Here is a 16,775-nt window from a genome sequence, read left to right as displayed (position 1 = left end):
AATCACTTCTGCACCCTGTTTGCTATTCACCTCGTAGAACCTTCCTGTTCGAAGTTCTCACCCTACGACGAAAAGCAACCCATGAACTTTAATAACTATACCATCAAGGCACAGGAGGCCGTGCAGAAGGCCACTGAAATTGCCGGAGGCAACCAGCAGCAGGCCATCGAAACCGGCCACCTGCTGAAAGGCCTCTTCCAGAGCGACGAGAACGTACTGTCGTTTCTGGCCAAGAAGCTGGGCGTAAACCTGAACATCCTTACGCCCCGCCTCGACGACATCGTAGCCGCCTACCCCAAAGTGAGTGGCGGCTCGCCGTACCTCGCCAACGAAGCTGCCGCCGCCTTGCAGCGTGCCACGGGCTTCCTGAAGGAGTTCGACGACGAGTACGTGTCGGTGGAGCACCTGCTGCTGGGGCTGCTGGGCGGCAAGGATGCCGTGGCTACCCTGATGAAGGATGCCGGCTTCAATGAAAAAGACCTAAAAGTCGCCATTAAGGAGCTGCGCGGGGGCCGCAAGGTCACCAGCCAGTCGGCCGAGGACCAGTACCAGAGCCTGAACCGCTACGCCATCAACCTCAACGAGCGGGTGCGCTCGGGCAAGATGGACCCGGTTATCGGCCGCGACGAGGAAATCCGACGGGTACTGCAGATTTTGAGCCGCCGTACCAAGAACAACCCGGTGCTGCTGGGCGAGCCGGGCGTGGGCAAAACCGCCATTGCCGAGGGCCTGGCCCAGCGCATCGTGGCCGGCGATGTGCCCGAAAACCTCAAGGACAAAACCCTGATGAGTCTGGACCTGGGCCTGCTGGTGGCCGGGGCCAAGTACAAGGGCGAGTTTGAGGAGCGCCTCAAGGCCGTTATCAAGGAAGTAACCGACTCGGATGGGCAGATTGTGCTGTTCATTGACGAGATACACACCCTGATTGGGGCCGGCAGCGGCGGCGAAGGCGCCATGGACGCCGCCAACCTGCTCAAGCCCGCCCTGGCGCGGGGCGAGCTGCACGCCATCGGGGCCACCACGCTCAAGGAGTACCAAAAGTACATTGAGAAGGACAAGGCCCTGGAGCGCCGTTTCCAGGCCGTGGTGGTGGACGAGCCCACCGTGCCCGACGCCATCAGCATCCTGCGCGGCATCAAGGAAAAGTACGAGCTGCACCACGGCGTGCGGATTACGGACGATGCCGTAATTGCCGCCGTGGAGCTGAGCAGCCGCTACATCACCGACCGGTTTCTGCCCGACAAGGCCATTGACCTGATGGACGAGGCCGCCGCCAAGCTGCGCATTGAGTTGAACTCGATGCCAGTAGAGCTGGACGAGGTGCAGCGCCGCATCATGCAGCTGGAAATTGAGCGCGAAGCCATCCGGCGCGAGGAAAACCACGACCGGGAAAACGTGCTCAACAAGGAAATTGCCGACCTCTCGGCCCGGCGCGACACACTGAAAGCGCAGTGGGAAAACGAGAAATCGGCCCTCACCAGCGTGCAGACTGAGAAGGAGAACATTGAGCGCTACAAGCTGGAAGCCGAGCAGGCCGAACGCCAGGGTGACTACGGCCGCGTGGCGGAGTTGCGCTACGGCAAAATTCAGGAAGCCGAAGCCAAGCTAAAGGAACTGCAAGCCCAGGCTGAAGCCCAGAAGGACGGCGGCTCGATGCTGCAGGAAGTGGTAACCTCCGAGGACATTGCCGAGGTGGTAGCCAAGTGGACGGGTATTCCGGTGAGCAAGATGCTGCAGTCGGACCGGGACAAGCTGCTGAACCTGGAAAACGAGCTGGGCCGGCGCGTGGCGGGCCAATCGGAGGCCATTGCGGCCATTTCGGACGCGGTGCGCCGCTCCCGGGCGGGCTTGCAGGACCCCAAGCGGCCCATCGGCTCGTTCATCTTCTTGGGCACTACCGGCGTGGGCAAAACCGAGCTGGCCAAGGCCCTGGCCGAGTACCTGTTCAACGATGAAAACGCTATGGTGCGCATCGATATGAGCGAGTTTCAGGAGCGCCACGCCGTGTCGCGCCTGATTGGGGCACCTCCCGGCTACGTGGGCTACGACGAAGGCGGGCAGCTGACCGAGGCCGTGCGCCGCAAGCCCTACTCGGTGGTGCTGCTCGACGAAATCGAGAAGGCCCACCCCGACGTGTTCAACATTCTGCTGCAGGTGCTGGATGATGGCCGCCTCACCGACAACAAAGGCCGGGTGGCGAACTTCAAGAACACCATCATCATCATGACCTCGAACACGGGGGCGGATATCATTCAGAAGAACTTCAAGGAGCTGAATGAGTACAACCACGAGGAGGTAATTGACCGCACCCGCGAGGAAGTGGTGGACCGCCTCAAGCAGCACATGCGCCCCGAGTTCCTGAACCGGATTGACGAGATTGTGATGTTCCAGCCTCTGAAACGCAAGGAAATCCGCAAGATTGTGGACATCCAGTTCCGTCAGATTCAGCAGCGCCTGGAAGAAGCCGGCATCCGCCTGGAAGCCACCGACGAGGTGCTCGACTACCTGGGCGAGCAGGGCTTCGACCCCACCTTCGGGGCCCGGCCGCTCAAGCGCGTACTGCAGCGCCTGGTGCTCAACGAGCTGTCGAAGGACATTCTCTCGGGCCGCGTGAGCAAGGATGCCGTGGTGGAAGCCGTGCTCGAAGACGGGCACATCCGCTTCAACAACGTGGAAATTCCGGCCGTCGGATAACTAATTGAAAATGCAAAAAGCCCTGCCGGCACTGTGCCGACGGGGCTTTTTGCGTTTCACTTCTTCGGCAGAAAAGGTGACATAAGCATCACGTAGGGCGGCAGCGTTTCGCCACGCTCCAGGGCAGCCAGCACTTCCCGCTCGTGGCGGCGGCTGAAGCGGACCAGGCTGGTAGTTCCGAGGGCCAGGGCCGTGCCGCCCATGGCCATACTGCCCAGGTTTTTCCAGTTCATATCGCCGCCGATGGCGTAGGCGCTGCTGCTACCCAGCACCAAGCCACCGCTAACGGTGGAGATAAGCCCGTACAGGCGGCCCCACTTAAACAGCTTATGCACTGCCTGCCGGGTGCTGTCGGATACGGGCTGGTAAACAGCCGGAGCTGAAGTGGGAGTTTGCGCAGCCGGAGCAATTACCTGCGCAAAACCGGTAGTAGCAACTGCACAAAGCAGCAACCCTGATATAGCGGCATTTTTCATACGTGTGGGATAAGGTGGTAAACATCTATCCAAACTGCTAAACGCCTCCCGTAGTATGCGGCGGTATTTTTAAATACACCGTGCAGATGGTCTACAAGTAGCTACCATTTACCAGATACTCCATCACCTGCTGGCGGGCGGCCTTGGGGCTACCAACGGCTCAGTTGTTGTGGTGTTTTTGTCCTGCTTGACGTGCAGCTTGTGCCGCATAAATAAGCCGGGGCCTCAGCCACTACCAATGGCCGCCGGGCAGCCCGGTGTAAACCCAACAGCCGACAGAATAAGTAGGGCCACTACTGGTTATCAGAAATACTTTCACATTTTCGCACCAGACTGCTATTTACTCCCGAATAAAGACCATATTTACTTTATCTTAGTTAGTAGCATTTCAGCATCAATTTGTATGTAATTATTCTTTTATCGCCATTTGGCAATACTGGCTGACAACAGCCTTTTTTTCTCGTTTTTTTCGTTTCCAGAATACTTTTTGCGCCTCCTCCTTACACTGATGATGAGGTGGCAAAAAGCCCTATTTCCCACCCTTTACATTTTTTGTATGATTCCAACAGTACAGGATTCAGCAACGGGCATTCGGCCTGTTGCTACAGGCCAGAACTGGTTGCCTTTGCTGGTTACCGCCTGCGGCTTCTTAGTCAGCCCGTTAGCCGAGGCCCAGCAGCGCCTGGCAACCGAGGCTGCCCGCGTAACTTCCACCTCAGCCTCAACCCTGACGGCCCTGCCTGCCCCGGCGGCCCGCGCAGCAACCGCGCCGATGACGGTGCGCAAGGCAGCCCGTGGCATTCAGGCCATCATCAGCTCCACCGCTACCGGCGGTAACTGGAGCGACCCGGCCACCTGGACTGGGGGCGTAGTCCCGACCGTTTCGGATGACGTGACGATTATTGGGGGCGCAACCGTAACGCTGGACGTAGCGGCCAGCTGCGCCTCACTCACCGTGGCCAGCACCGGCTCCCTGCTCACCTCGGCCACCACTCCGTACCAGCTGCAGGTGGCCGGCAGCGTCACCAACAACGGTACCCTTGACCTCAGCGCCAGCACTACCGTTGGCTCCGACCTGCGCTTTACCGGTGCGGGCAATGCCAGCTTTGGCGGCACCGGCACCACCGACCTGCAGACGGTTATCATCAACAAATCGGCGCAGGCTGATGTGGTGGAAATGACCCTTCCGGCCTTTACGGTAAAGGGCGTAGCTTCTGCTACCGGTGACGGCTTTCTGGCACCACGCCTCATCAACGGCACCACCGTTACGGATAACATGACGGGTACGCTGAAGCTCTCGGGCTCGGCAACTATCAGCAGCAAGGTTCTGCTGAACCAGACGCTGCCTTCCGGCGCTACGCCAACCGGCCTGTTTGTGCCGGCTACGGGAGCCATCTGGCTGAATAACCCGAACTACACCGTGGTAGGCCAGAACAACTCAACCACTGTGAACGGCCTGCTCCGGATTACGGCCGGCACGTACAATGTGGGCACGGGCAGCGGCAACTCCCTGGTGTTCGGCTCGAACTCGGTATATACCATGGAAGGGGGTACTGTAACCACCGCCGGGCGGTTCACCAACTTCGCCTCTTCCACCACGGTAACGGGCACCATGACCTTCACCATGAGTGCCGGTACCATCAATGCTGCAAACGTGGCCAATGCCGGATCGGCTCCGTCTTTCGGGGTGAATGGCACTACCACCATTTCGGGGGGCACTATCAACCTGGTGCAGCGCAGTACCGCTACTAGCCCACTCGACTATTACGTAGCCGGGACAACCTACAACTTCACGGGGGGGACCCTGAATATTGGTACAGCTGCCACGGCTACCAATTTCGACTTCCGGATTCGGGGCAGCGTGCCGAACGTAAGCATTCCGAGCGGCAAGACGGCTCTGATGGTGGGTCAAACCAACGTGTTTGGCACTATGCAGGTGAATTCGGGTGGTACGCTGAATCTGAACGCCAGCCTGCTGCTGCAGATTGGACCTGGTATCGTCAACAATGGTACCCTCAATGGCTCGGCAGTAAACACTACCGTCAATCCGGCAGTGAGCAGCACCCTGTATTTCATTGGCAGCACCCCCCAGACGCTAAGCGGCTCCGGTACTTTTTCGGTTCTGCGTGTTCTGACACTTGACAACAGCGGTGGCGGCGTAACGCTAGCGGCTCCGCTGACGGTTTATCGGGCGAACTTCTTCACGGGTAATCTTACCGGCTCCAACAACCTCACCGTTGGTGATGGTACCGCCGTGGGCAACGTGATTCAGATGGGCGCAACGGGGTCAGTCAATCCGGCCGGCACGTTCGACGTGGCACCCAACTTCAACATTGGCAGCGGATATCTGCAGATTGTGTACGCTCCTGAATCGGTAGCGCATGTAACGGGCTTTGAAATTCCCTCCACCCGCACCATTGATTACCTGAACATTGCCAACCCGAACGGGGTAACCCTGGCCGGCGGCAACCTGACGGTGCGCGGTGATGCCACGCAGTCGGTATTTCTGACCAGCGGTGTACTGAGCACCTCGCCGGCTAATACCCTGATTCTGGCCGAAACGGCAGGTGCTCCGCCTGTCGGCAGTGCTACCAGCTACGTGCGCGGCCCGCTGGCCATTACGGTGAATAGCGCCACTGCCGTAAGCCGCACCTTTGCCATTGGCGACGGTCCGGGTTGGCGGCCAGTGGTGGTAGGCGGCATTACCACCTCCGGCCCGCAGACCTTCACGGCTACTATCGTAAGCGGTGCTACCGGCGGCACACTGTCGGGCGCTGTATCGTCCCTGAATCCCACGCGCTACGTGCGCCTACAGAACACGGCGGCTCTGCCAGCCTCGGCTACGGTGCAGCTCAGCTATGGTGCCGATGACGTGGTAGGTGGTTCCACCACCTCCGTAGTGGCCCAGGCAGCCACGGCTAATGGCACCTACGCCAGCATTGGCGGCGCAGCCGCCAATGCTCCTACTACCGGTCTGGTATCCACCCTGCCCCTCACGCCCGGCAACGACTTTTTCGTACTGGCCAATACCGAAGGCGGCGCGCTGACCTCTTCAGTAGCCAGCGTATGCGGTGGCACCAACTCGGGTACGCTGACTCTCGCAGGTTACGCCGGCACCATTACGGGTTACGAAGCCAACACCGGCAGCGGTTTTGTGGCCGTTCCGGGCACCAATACCGGCGCTACCCTGGCCTTCAGCAACCTAACCCAGACCACTACTTTCCGGGCCGTTATTCAGACGTCGGATAACCGCGTGGTGTATTCATCGTCGGTGACGGTGACGGTGACGGCCGGCCCAACGGCTACACTGGCAGCGGCTACGCCTACCACGTTCTGCGGTTCGGGTACGCTTACCCTGAATGCTACGCCGGTAACCGGCGCTACCTATCAGTTCCTGCTGAACGGGCAGCCCATCAGCGGTGCTACTTCGGAAACGTACACTACTACGGTATCTGCCAGTGGCTCTTACTCGGTGGTGGTTACCACGGGTAGCTGCTCGGCCACTTCCACGGCTGTGCAGGTGACGGTAAATCCGGCTACGTCGGCTACTTTCTCGTACGCCAACACCACCTTCTGCCAGAGCGGCAGCAACCCAACGCCTACCATTACCGGTACAGCCGGCGGTACGTTCAGCAGCACGGCGGGCCTGAGCCTGGATGCCGCTACCGGTGCTATTAACCTGGCCGCCAGCACGGCCGGTACTTACACTGTAACGTACAGCGTAAGCGGTACCTGCCCTTCATCGGCTACGGCCACGGTAACTATCAGCAGTGCCGTTACGGCGGGCTTCAGCTATGCTAATGCCAGCTACTGCACTTCAGCCACGGGTACGGCAACGCCGACCCTGGCTGCCGGTGCCGCCAGCGGCACGTTCAGCAGCACGACTGGCCTGACCATCAATGCTACCACCGGCGCCATTACGCCCGGCACTTCTACGCCCGGCACCTATACTGTGACCAACACGGTAGCGGCCTCGGGTGGCTGCGCAGCGGCCACGGCCACGACCACCGTAACCATTACGGCTCCGGCCACGGCGGGCTTCAGCTACGCCACTGCCTCGTACTGCACTTCGGCCACGGGTACGGTTGCCGCCACGCTGACCACCGGCGCTACGGCGGGCACGTTCAGCTCCACTTCGGGCCTGACGCTTAACGCAACGACGGGTGCTATTACGCCTAGCACTTCCACGCCCGGCACGTACACCGTAACGAATACCGTAGCGGCTTCAGGCGCCTGCTCGGCCGTAACGGCTACCACTACGGTGACGATTACAGCTCCGGCTACCGCCGGCTTCAGCTATGCCAACGCCAGCTACTGCACCTCAGCAACGGGCTCGGCAACGCCGACCCTGAGCAACGGCGCTACCGCCGGCACGTTCAGCAGCACGACGGGCCTGACCATCAATGCTACCACCGGCGCCATTACGCCCGGCACCTCTACGCCCGGCACCTACACCGTAACCAATACGGTAGCTGCCTCGGGTGGCTGCGCAGCTGTTTCGGCTACGTTCAGCGTGACCATTAACGCTACGCCTGCACAGCCTACGGTTGCGGTGCAATACAATGGCCCCGTGACCACGCTCACCAGCAGCGCGGCTACCGGCAACCAGTGGTACCTCAATAATGTGCTGATTCCCGGCGCGACGGGTCAGACCTACGTGGTGAACTCGGCCGCGCAATACGGTACCTACACGGTGGTGGTAACCAGCGCAGCTGGTTGCGCCTCGCTGCCTTCCGCTTCGCAGGTAATTACCTCGGCCATCAAGCCGCTGGCGGGCTCCTCGCTCACCCTCTACCCCAACCCCACCACCGATGGGCTGCTGACGGTGAAACTGGCCGGCTACAACAAAGCCGTGGAGCTGACGGTGTACAACGCCATTGGACAGCAGGTACGCACGGTAACCGTGCCCGCCGGCCGCCTCGAGCAGCCGCTGGACCTCACCCAGCTGCCTTCCGGTGTGTACATGCTGCGCGCCCGCACTGAGGGTGGCACGGATGTACGTCGTATTGTGAAGGAATAACGCCCATCGGGTTTTCTTCCCGAAAACTCCCTGTCGGCTGAGCCGGCAGGGAGTTTTTTTTATGCGCCAGGGTGGGCCGTTGCAGCGCCGGACTTGGTGCTGAATGATGAGAAATATGCCAGGATGCTGATATTTGAGGACTTGCCCCTTCCCATCAGCCACCTGCATGTCCGTTTTCAGCACCTACCTTCAGCTCGGATTTCACCACATCTTCAACCTGCGCGCCTATGATCATCTGGTGTTTCTGCTGGCGTTGTGCGCGCCCTACGTGTTGCAGGATTGGCGGCGGGTAGTGGCGCTGGTAACCAGCTTCACGGTGGGGCACTCCATTACCCTGGCGTTGGCTACCCTGAACGTGGTGCAGTACTCACCCAAGCTCATTGAAACCCTTATTCCGGTCACCATCATCCTGACCTGCCTGCTGAACCTGGCCCGGTCCGGCAACCCGGCGGGCCGCCTGGCTGACCGCCAGAATCCTCAGCCCATTGTGCTGGCCCTGCCCAACCTGCTGGCGGCCGTGTTCGGGCTGATTCATGGGCTGGGCTTTTCCAGCTACCTGCGCGAGCTGCTGGGCCGCCAGACTATCCCGGTGGTGGAGCTGCTGAGCTTTAATCTGGGCGTGGAGCTAGGCCAGCTGCTGATTGTGGGGCTGATTCTGCTGCTGGGTTTTGTGCTGCTGCGCGGCCTACGCGTGCACCGCCGCGACTGGCTGCTGGTGACCAGCGGAGCCGCGCTGGGTATTGCCATTATCCTGCTCCTGGGGCAGTTTATGGGCTGAGCCGGATACCGTATCTTTCAGCTCGGCAGGCCTGCAACCTGCATCGGTGGCGCGTGTCTTTCGCCGCATGCGGCGCTACTGGTCCGTGTCCTCAGTCTTTTACCTCGCTATAACGCCTTTTTCTCCCCTTCTTCCTGTATGTTGAAACAACCACTGCTGGCCGCCGGGCTGGTGGCGCTGCTGGCCCTACCGGCCGCGGCCCAGAACACCAACTCCGGCACCGACAAATTTGCGCAGCTCGAAACCCTGCTGCCCACCCCCAACTCCTACCGCACCGCCTCCGGGGCCCCCGGCACCGACTACTGGCAGCAACGCGCCGACTACAACATCCGGGTGAAGCTGGATGATGCCAAGCAGGCCATCAGTGGCGACGAGGACATTACCTACACCAACCTCTCGCCCGATGTGCTGACCTACCTGTGGGTGCAGCTCGACCAGAACATTCTGGACAAGAACTCCATTACCACGGCCACTGAGGTAGGCCAGATTCAGCAGCGTATGCCGTTTCAGGCCCTCGACTACCTGCAGAAAAGCGAGTTTGACGGCGGCTTCAAGATTGCAGAGGTGAAAATGAAGGGTGGCAAGGCGCTGCCCTACGTGATTAACCACACCATGATGCGCATTGACCTGCCCACGCCCCTGCGCCCCAAGCAGGCCGTGACGTTCAGCATCAAGTGGAGCTACAACATCAACGACCAGACCAAAATCAACCAACGCTCGGGCTACGAGTACTTCCCGGAGGATAAGAATTACCTCTACGAAATTGCGCAGTTCTACCCCCGCATGGCGGTGTACTCCGACAACCAGGGCTGGCAGCACAAGCAGTTTCTGGGCAACGGCGAGTTTGCCCTGCCCTTCGGCGACTACCGCGTGAGCATCACCGCCCCTGCCGACCACGTGGTGGGCGCTACCGGCACGCTGCAGAACGCCTCGGAAGTGCTGTCCTCGGCCCAGCGCCAGCGCCTGGAGCAGGCCAAATCGTCCAACAAGCCGGTGCTCATCGTGTCGCCGCTGGAAGCGGAGCGCGCCGAGCAGAACCGCGCCAAAGGCACCAAAACCTGGACTTTTGCCGCCAAAAACGTGCGCGACTTTGCCTGGGCTTCGTCGCGGAAGTTTATCTGGGATGCCATGGGCGTGAAGCAGAACGGCGTGCCGGTGATGTGCATGAGCTTCTACCCCAAGGAGGGCAACCCGCTGTGGGGTAAGTACTCGACGGAGGTTATTGCGCACACCATCAAAACCTACTCGAAGTTCACTATTCCCTACGCCTACCCGGTGGCCATTTCGGTGCACGGGCCGGTGGGCGGCATGGAGTACCCGATGCTGAGCTTCAACGGCGGCCGCCCCGAGAAGGACGGCACCTACTCGGCCGACCGGAAGTACGGTATGATTTCGGTGATTATTCACGAGGTGGGCCACAACTTCTTCCCGATGATTGTGAACTCCGACGAGCGGCAATGGACGTGGATGGACGAAGGACTGAACACCTTCGTGCAGTACCTCACCGAGCAGGAGTGGGAGCGTAACTACCCCTCGCGCCGCGGTGAGCCGGCCAACATTGTGGACTACATGCGCACCGATAAGAGCCTGCAGACCCCGATTATGACCAACTCGGAGTCGGTGCTGCAGTTCGGCAACAACGCCTACGGCAAGCCCGCCACCGGCCTGAACATTCTGCGCGAGACCATTATGGGCCGCCAGCTGTTCGACTACGCTTTCAAGGAGTACGCCACCCGCTGGGCTTACAAGCACCCTACCCCCGCCGACTTCTTCCGCACCATGGAAGACGCCTCGGGCGTGGACCTCGACTGGTTCTGGCGCGGCTGGTTTTACTCGGTGGATAAAACCGACCTCGCCATCGATGGCGTGAAGTGGTACACAGTGGACTCCAAGAACCCCGAAATTGAGAATGCCCGCAAGCGGGAGATGATCAACAAGGCCCCCCAGAGCATCTCGCAGCAACGCAACCTGCAGGACATCCAGAAAACCCTTGTGGATGAAAAGCCTGAGTTGAAGGATTTCTACAACCAGTACGACCCATTGGCTACCACTGACGCCGATAAGCAGCGCTATCAGCAGATGGTGAAGGCCATGAGCCCCGAGCAGCAGCAGCGCCTCAACAACGGTCTGAACTTCTATGAGGTGAGCCTGAAAAACAAGGGCGGCCTGACCATGCCGGTGATTGTGCAGATGACTTACGAAGACGGCAAGCAGGAAATCATGAACATTCCGGCCGAAATCTGGCGCAAGAACAACGCCGAGGTAACCAAGGTGTTCATCACCGAGAAACCCGTGGTGAGCTTTGTGCTGGACCCCTACCTGCAAACCGCCGATACCGACCTCTCGAACAACAGCTGGCCCCAGAAAGCCGCGCCCTCGCGCTTCGAGCTGTTCGAGTACCAGCAGCGGGCCCAGCCCAACCCCATGCAGCAGCAATCCGCGTTGCAGCAGAAGGAGCAGAAGCCGGTTAATTCTACGGGCGGCGGTACCAACTAGGCACTGCTATTTTTGGAGAACATTTCAGCAGCCGGCCCCGTTGGGGTCGGCTGTTTTTTTGTGTACCGCCCGGCGCAACCTTCTGTCCCAACCGAGTATCTTCTCAGCAACTTAACCAGCGGATGCTATGCTAATTCCTGTTACTTCCTGGCGCCGGGCCGGTCTGGTGGGGGCCCTACTCGCGCTGGGCGCGCTGCTGGTATTTGGCAACTGCACCCTGGAGCGCCCCGACCCGACGCCGCAGGCCTGCTACTCCGGTCAGGTGCTGGGCCACACCTGCAACACCACGCTGATTCAACTGGTCCCCGGCTCGGCGGCGCGCGGCATTGCCCTCACCTACCCCGCCACCCCCACTAGCCAGCGCTACGACAACGTGGTAGCCGTATTCCGCCTCGATACTGTGCAGTACGCGCGGGGCAGTACCGTATACATTTCGGCTTTCGTTACCGACGACGCGCAACCCGCCCCGGCCTGTCCGGCCCCGGCGCCAAGCTACCCCGCGCCGCTGCTGTCCGTGCTCAATGTAGCGCCAGGCAGCTGTCCGCAGTAGTCTCGCAATCCGGTATCTTGGCGGAGCACCACGGCGGGCCGGGCTACATTGGTAGACTGGCTACGGGCCCGTAAGTACTTGCTATCCGTTATGCCGCATTTTCGCTTCGGGCCGGGCTTCAATTTCTGGCCACTCTACACCACCATTCAACAGTATTATCCCCTGGGCCTGACATTGCCGGAGTACGACGATGAGTTTCGTCACCGCTACCCAGGCCACGAGCAGCTGTGGGACATCTGTACCGACTGTATCGAAAACTACCCGGCGTTCCGGCAGCGTTGGAAACCGTTTCAGGACCACTTGAAGGCCGCGTTTAAACGCACGGTGCACCATTCGCAGGGGCCCATACCATCCTATGCCGGCCACATTGTCGTACAGAAGCCCAAGGACCCCATTTGGGGGCACTGGAAGGAGCTGCATTTTGCCATCAGCCTGCTGGGGCCTTACTACACCATTTACGGCCTCGACACTTTCAAAATAGAGCTTCCTGAAACCCGGCATGCAATGGGTCACCAAGAGCCCATCACCAAGCCAATGGGACGCTCGGCCATTTATGCTCTTACGGTTTCGCCCTATGAGGAGTACGCCGACTTATTTGAGTGCTTGGAAGCAGCCATCCGGGAGTGGTTTCCGGAACATCGGCTGGTGCCTTTTGCGGTCGGCTGTCAGACGCTGGCGGGTCTGGTAGTGGATGGGTGCGCCGCGCAGCCCGCTTGCCTGCACGCGGCCCTATTTCACACCGACATACCTTGGCAAAGCCTGGAGTTCCACCACCACCGCGGCGACGAGCATTACGGCTACGATGCCTGGCGCACCACGCCTTCCGTATAAACTACGCGGAAGTAGTGTAGCTTCCACCACCTTTCTACCCCTAACCTCCTCTACTACGATGGGACTACTTGATGGCCTGCTGGGCAATGCCTCCGAAACCGATGCGCAGGAAGTACAGCTGGAGCTGCAGCAGGTGCTGGCCCCCGGCGAAACCGTGCGCGGCGCCTACGCCGTATTCCGCGACTTGCTTGTGTTCACCACCAAACGCCTGATCCTGGTGGATAAGCAGGGCGTAACGGGCAAAAAGCGTGAGTACCTGAGCTTACCCTACCGCAGCATTGAGCGATTCAGCATGGAAACCACCGGCCATTTCGACCTTGAGTCGGAGCTAAAAATCTGGGTACGCGGGCTGGCCGAGCCCATCAGCAAAACCTTCCGTAACAACAGCAGCATTCACGAAGTGGCCCGCGTCCTGGCCGAATACGCTCTGTAATTGTCAGTTGCTCGTGGTTCGTGGTCAGTTGTTCGGTGCGGATATTAAATCGTTTTTGCCGGTAAATCGTACGAACACCTGATAACTGACCACGAACAACGAGCAACAACTCCATGCCCCGCTTCACTGCCGCCCACGCCCTCGATCAGGCCCGCCAGCACCCGCTGATTCCGGTTTTCTACCACGCCGAGGAAGAATACGCCCGCCGGGTGCTGGCGGCATCCTACGAGGCCGGGGTACGCTTGTTTGAGTTTACGAACCGGGGCCCGCAGGCCCTGGAAATTTTCGAGCGGCTGCAGCGCTTCGTGGAGGCCGACTACCCCGATTTGCTGCTGGGCGCGGGCACTATTTTCACAGCCGAAGAAGCGGGCCGCTTCATTGAGGCCGGGGCCGATTTCGTGATTCAGCCCATTACCAGCCCCGACGTGGCGGCCGTGTGCCGGAGTTATAACCTGGCTTGGCTGCCCGGGGCTCAAACTCTGAACGAGGTGTACGAGGCCCACCGCTTGGGCGCTACCCTGGTGAAGCTGTTTCCCTCGGCCTACCTCTCGCCCGAATATCTGCGCATTTTGCGCGGGCCGCTGCCCCAGGTGCCCATTATGGTAACGGGCGGCATCAAGCCCACCACGGCCTGCATGCACGAGTGGCGGAGTGCCGGAGCCACCTGCGTGGGTATTGATGCCCGCCTGCTCGATACCACCGACGAAACTCTGCTCACAGCTCAGGTGCGGGAGCTGCTCAGTATGTTGCAGCCCGAACTGGCCCTGGCGCGGTAGCCACAATAGTAGCGGAGCATATCTAGAGCATAGTGGGACGTTATGGGAGCTTTTCCATGACGTCCCATTTGCATTTTTACAGCATTAAAGTAATTACCTCAGTAGTTTTAGGAGCTACTTACTTCTTCCCCCCTTTTCCTGCTATGTCCTGGGTTGCCCGCCTGAAAGCGTTGTTCCGCAAGCCGGATACGTCCCCCGCTGCCGCTTCCCGCAGCATCTACCTTAGCAACCCTGCTGAATTCAGGGAAGAGCACGCCCGGTATCTGGCACAGCATGCTGCAGAGCTGGCCAAACAGACTTCCGCCACCAAACAGGCACCACTTCAATTGGCAGAGCAGTATGGTGACTATTACCCATTCTTCTATCAGTTTGATTTAGCGACAATACTGCGCCACGAGGTGCTGCCGCAGTTGGCATCAACTGGTATATACCCTAACTGTATCCGCGGGAACTACTGGTCCGAGAAGCACCCGTTTAACTTTCCTGGGCCCTTTTACACGGACCATTCCGACACCTGCGGCACCGGCATTATTGAAGCACCGAATAACGTGGCCAATGATGCAGACGGTCGCGAGTTCGTGTTCCGGCAGCCGCACTCGTATCAGGACTTAGTGGATGTGCTGAGCGCCGCGGCGGTAGAAGTGCTTGACAGCTACGCGGCCAACGGCAACGAGTGCTGGACGTATGCCGCCTGCCGCGACTGGTGGCGAAACCGCTCTGAGCTACTGGCAGCCCTATCCGACCCGGCCACCATCCGCAGCAACAATGGTCAGGCCGAGGCTTACGCGGCTTACCTGGCCGGCGACGCCGAAACCGATTTGCGCCGGTATTGCTATTTTCTGGAAAACGGGCAGTATCCTGCAACCGCAAATACGGCCCTGCCTCCGCTGTAAGCCCCAGAACACCCCGAAGCAAGCCGTTTGCCAGCTATGTATGCCTGAAGAAACCACCTGGAGCGAAGTGGAAGTAACCGCCGTGCGCGGTCTGTCAGTTCTCACGCGTAGCCATAGCGTGCAGCCGCTAAAGCTGCTGAACCCGCGCACCCACGGAGCCGGCTGCCACGTGGTACTGTCCAGCTACGGGGGCGGTTTTCTGGCCGGCGACGTGGTGCGGCTGCGCCTGCACGTGCAGGCCGAGGCCCGGCTGCTGCTGAGCACCCAGGCCAACACCCGCGTGTACCGCGCCGACCACGAAGTCAGCGCCGAGCAATACCTGGAGGCGCACTTAGCCGCCGGCAGCCTCACGGCAGTACTCCCCGACCCGCTGGTGCTCCAGGCCCGGGCCCGTTTCCGCCAATACCAGCACTGGCACCTGCAGCCTGGCGCCGTGCTCTTGCTGGCTGACTGGCTCCACTCGGGCCGCATGGATAGTGGGGAGCAGTTCGAATTCAGCAGCTACGCGTCGGAAATCCGGCTCACGTACGGGGGCCGGCTGCTGGCTCTCGACCGGTTCGGGTTCCGCCCCCAGGAGCACATTGCCGCCTCGCCCGCCCACTTCGGCCCACACCAGACCACGCTGTCCATCTACCTGGCTGGGGAGCCCACCGATGCGCGGTTCCGCCAGCTTTCCGCCGTGCTGGCTGCCCAACAACCCTACACCCGTCACGAACTCCCGCCCGCCCTTTCCCGGCAGCCCGCCGTGGTAGCTTTCACCGAAGCCCGCCCCGGCCTACACCTGCTCCGCGCCGTGGGCCACGGCCGCGCCGCCCTGCAACCCATCTACGACGCGCTGTATGCCGCCCTGGCCGCCCCAGAGCTGCTGAGCTTCCACGTCGGCCAACGGAAGTATTAGATTGTCTGATTAACCATTAGAAGGTGGCTGAACGATGTAGAGACGCAATATTTTGCGTCTCGTCGTTGAACGATGCGGCAAGGCACAGCTCAAGCAACCTCAGCAACGATGAGACGCAAAATATTGCGTCTCTACATCGTTCAGCCATGCTGCTCCACTACCGCCGCTCCGGCCCGACGGCTTCAAACGCCCGGGCTTTGGCCTCGTGGATGTGCTGGATAATCTCCTCCAGCCCCAGGCCGTGCAGGGCGCGGGCGAACAGGAACGGGCCTTCCCCGCGCATGCGGCGGGCGTCCCGGTCCATCACGTCCAGGTCGGCGCGCACCAGCTCGGCCAGGTCGGTTTTGTTGATGACCAGCAGGTCCGACTGGGTGATGCCGGGGCCGCCTTTGCGGGGTACCTTGTCGCCGCCCGACACGTCGATGACGTAGATGGAGTAGTCCACCAGCTCGCGGCTGAAGTGAGCCGCCAGATTGTCGCCACCGCTTTCCACGAACAGGTAGTCGAGGCGGTTGTCGAAGCGCTTCATCAGGCCTTCCAGCGCGTCCATGTTAAGGGAAATATCCTCCCGGATGGCGGCGTGGGGGCAGCCGCCGGTTTCCACGCCCACAATCCGGTCCTCGCTCAGGGCGCTGTGGCGGATGAGGAACTCAGCGTCTTCGCTGGTGAAAATATCATTGGTGACCACGCCCAGCTCAAACTCGTGGCGCAGCCGCTCACACAAGGCCTTCAGCAGCGCCGTTTTGCCCGTGCCCACCGGCCCGCCGATGCCCACCGTGAAGGCCCGCTGCCGGAAGTTGCGGTGCGACGGCAGTCGCCGCGTTTCCCGCTGGGCAAAGTCGCCGGGCGACTCATAGTATTCGTGCGTATGGCCGTGGAGTAGCAGGGCAAGTTTATCAATGAAGGGCATGTTGGACAGTTGTTAGTTGC

12 protein-coding genes are annotated in these 16,775 nt (G+C 60.5%); 10 read left to right on the top strand and 2 right to left on the bottom strand.

The window, feature by feature from the left end; all coding sequences use genetic code 11:
* Window positions 1-81 precede the first annotated feature (81 nt).
* Window positions 82-2,694: an ATP-dependent chaperone ClpB gene (clpB, locus tag EI291_RS15740; RefSeq protein WP_125422002.1), complete on the top strand. Its 2,613-nt coding sequence runs from the start codon at window positions 82-84 to the stop codon at window positions 2,692-2,694.
* 56 nt (window positions 2,695-2,750) lie between these two features.
* Here the strand turns inward: clpB and EI291_RS15735 are convergent, their stop codons facing one another.
* Window positions 2,751-3,170 (bottom strand): hypothetical protein, encoded by a 420-nt coding sequence (locus tag EI291_RS15735; protein WP_125421999.1) that lies wholly within the window; start codon window positions 3,168-3,170, stop codon window positions 2,751-2,753.
* A gap of 556 nt (window positions 3,171-3,726) precedes the next feature.
* On the opposite strand from EI291_RS15735, the gene EI291_RS15730 reads away from it, so the two are divergent.
* The 9 genes from EI291_RS15730 to EI291_RS15695 all read left to right on the top strand — a co-directional run bounded on the left by EI291_RS15730 (window position 3,727) and on the right by EI291_RS15695 (window position 15,845).
* The gene (locus EI291_RS15730; RefSeq protein ID WP_170172681.1) at window positions 3,727-8,190 is read left to right on the top strand and encodes a beta strand repeat-containing protein; all 4,464 of its coding nucleotides are present in this window, start codon (window positions 3,727-3,729) and stop codon (window positions 8,188-8,190) included.
* Window positions 8,191-8,356: 166 nt separating this feature from the next.
* Window positions 8,357-8,968 carry a HupE/UreJ family protein gene (locus tag EI291_RS15725; protein WP_125421989.1) on the top strand — a complete coding sequence of 204 codons (612 nt, stop codon included), beginning with the start codon at window positions 8,357-8,359 and terminating at the stop codon, window positions 8,966-8,968.
* Between the two features lie 138 nt (window positions 8,969-9,106).
* On the top strand, window positions 9,107-11,464 hold the full coding sequence (locus EI291_RS15720; protein WP_125421986.1) for a M1 family metallopeptidase: 2,358 nt from the start codon (window positions 9,107-9,109) through the stop codon (window positions 11,462-11,464).
* Between the two features lie 127 nt (window positions 11,465-11,591).
* Entirely contained in the window at window positions 11,592-12,014 is a 423-nt protein-coding gene (locus EI291_RS15715; RefSeq protein ID WP_125421983.1) for a hypothetical protein, read from the top strand.
* 90 nt (window positions 12,015-12,104) lie between these two features.
* Entirely contained in the window at window positions 12,105-12,845 is a 741-nt protein-coding gene (locus tag EI291_RS15710) for a hypothetical protein (RefSeq protein WP_125421980.1), read from the top strand.
* 58 nt (window positions 12,846-12,903) lie between these two features.
* On the top strand, window positions 12,904-13,278 hold the full coding sequence (locus tag EI291_RS15705; RefSeq protein WP_125421977.1) for a PH domain-containing protein: 375 nt from the start codon (window positions 12,904-12,906) through the stop codon (window positions 13,276-13,278).
* 113 nt (window positions 13,279-13,391) lie between these two features.
* Window positions 13,392-14,054 carry a bifunctional 4-hydroxy-2-oxoglutarate aldolase/2-dehydro-3-deoxy-phosphogluconate aldolase gene (locus EI291_RS15700; RefSeq protein WP_125421974.1) on the top strand — a complete coding sequence of 221 codons (663 nt, stop codon included), beginning with the start codon at window positions 13,392-13,394 and terminating at the stop codon, window positions 14,052-14,054.
* Between the two features lie 143 nt (window positions 14,055-14,197).
* Entirely contained in the window at window positions 14,198-14,947 is a 750-nt protein-coding gene (locus EI291_RS22920) for a hypothetical protein (protein WP_170172680.1), read from the top strand.
* Between the two features lie 40 nt (window positions 14,948-14,987).
* Window positions 14,988-15,845: an urease accessory protein UreD gene (locus tag EI291_RS15695; protein ID WP_170172679.1), complete on the top strand. Its 858-nt coding sequence runs from the start codon at window positions 14,988-14,990 to the stop codon at window positions 15,843-15,845.
* A gap of 157 nt (window positions 15,846-16,002) precedes the next feature.
* On the opposite strand, the gene ureG is transcribed toward EI291_RS15695, so the two are convergent.
* Window positions 16,003-16,755 carry an urease accessory protein UreG gene (gene ureG / locus EI291_RS15690; RefSeq protein ID WP_125421968.1) on the bottom strand — a complete coding sequence of 251 codons (753 nt, stop codon included), beginning with the start codon at window positions 16,753-16,755 and terminating at the stop codon, window positions 16,003-16,005.
* Between the last annotated feature and the right edge of the window lie 20 nt (window positions 16,756-16,775).

The organism is Hymenobacter rigui (genome assembly GCF_003944715.1).
In the GTDB taxonomy this organism is placed as follows: Bacteria; Bacteroidota; Bacteroidia; order Cytophagales; family Hymenobacteraceae; genus Hymenobacter; species Hymenobacter rigui.
Note: the sequence above shows the minus strand (reverse complement) of the source record. Positions and strands in the feature narration are given on the sequence as shown.

Bases quoted from the DNA above. Each gene is read 5' to 3' on its own strand.
- clpB (WP_125422002.1), top strand. From the start codon at position 82: ATGAACTTTAATAACTATACCATCAAGGCACAGGAGGCCGTGCAGAAG.
- EI291_RS15735 (WP_125421999.1), bottom strand. From the start codon at position 3,170: ATGAAAAATGCCGCTATATCAGGGTTGCTGCTTTGTGCAGTTGCTACT.
- EI291_RS15730 (WP_170172681.1), top strand. From the start codon at position 3,727: ATGATTCCAACAGTACAGGATTCAGCAACGGGCATTCGGCCTGTTGCT.
- EI291_RS15725 (WP_125421989.1), top strand. From the start codon at position 8,357: ATGTCCGTTTTCAGCACCTACCTTCAGCTCGGATTTCACCACATCTTC.
- EI291_RS15720 (WP_125421986.1), top strand. From the start codon at position 9,107: ATGTTGAAACAACCACTGCTGGCCGCCGGGCTGGTGGCGCTGCTGGCC.
- EI291_RS15715 (WP_125421983.1), top strand. From the start codon at position 11,592: ATGCTAATTCCTGTTACTTCCTGGCGCCGGGCCGGTCTGGTGGGGGCC.
- EI291_RS15710 (WP_125421980.1), top strand. From the start codon at position 12,105: ATGCCGCATTTTCGCTTCGGGCCGGGCTTCAATTTCTGGCCACTCTAC.
- EI291_RS15705 (WP_125421977.1), top strand. From the start codon at position 12,904: ATGGGACTACTTGATGGCCTGCTGGGCAATGCCTCCGAAACCGATGCG.
- EI291_RS15700 (WP_125421974.1), top strand. From the start codon at position 13,392: ATGCCCCGCTTCACTGCCGCCCACGCCCTCGATCAGGCCCGCCAGCAC.
- EI291_RS22920 (WP_170172680.1), top strand. From the start codon at position 14,198: ATGTCCTGGGTTGCCCGCCTGAAAGCGTTGTTCCGCAAGCCGGATACG.
- EI291_RS15695 (WP_170172679.1), top strand. From the start codon at position 14,988: ATGCCTGAAGAAACCACCTGGAGCGAAGTGGAAGTAACCGCCGTGCGC.
- ureG (WP_125421968.1), bottom strand. From the start codon at position 16,755: ATGCCCTTCATTGATAAACTTGCCCTGCTACTCCACGGCCATACGCAC.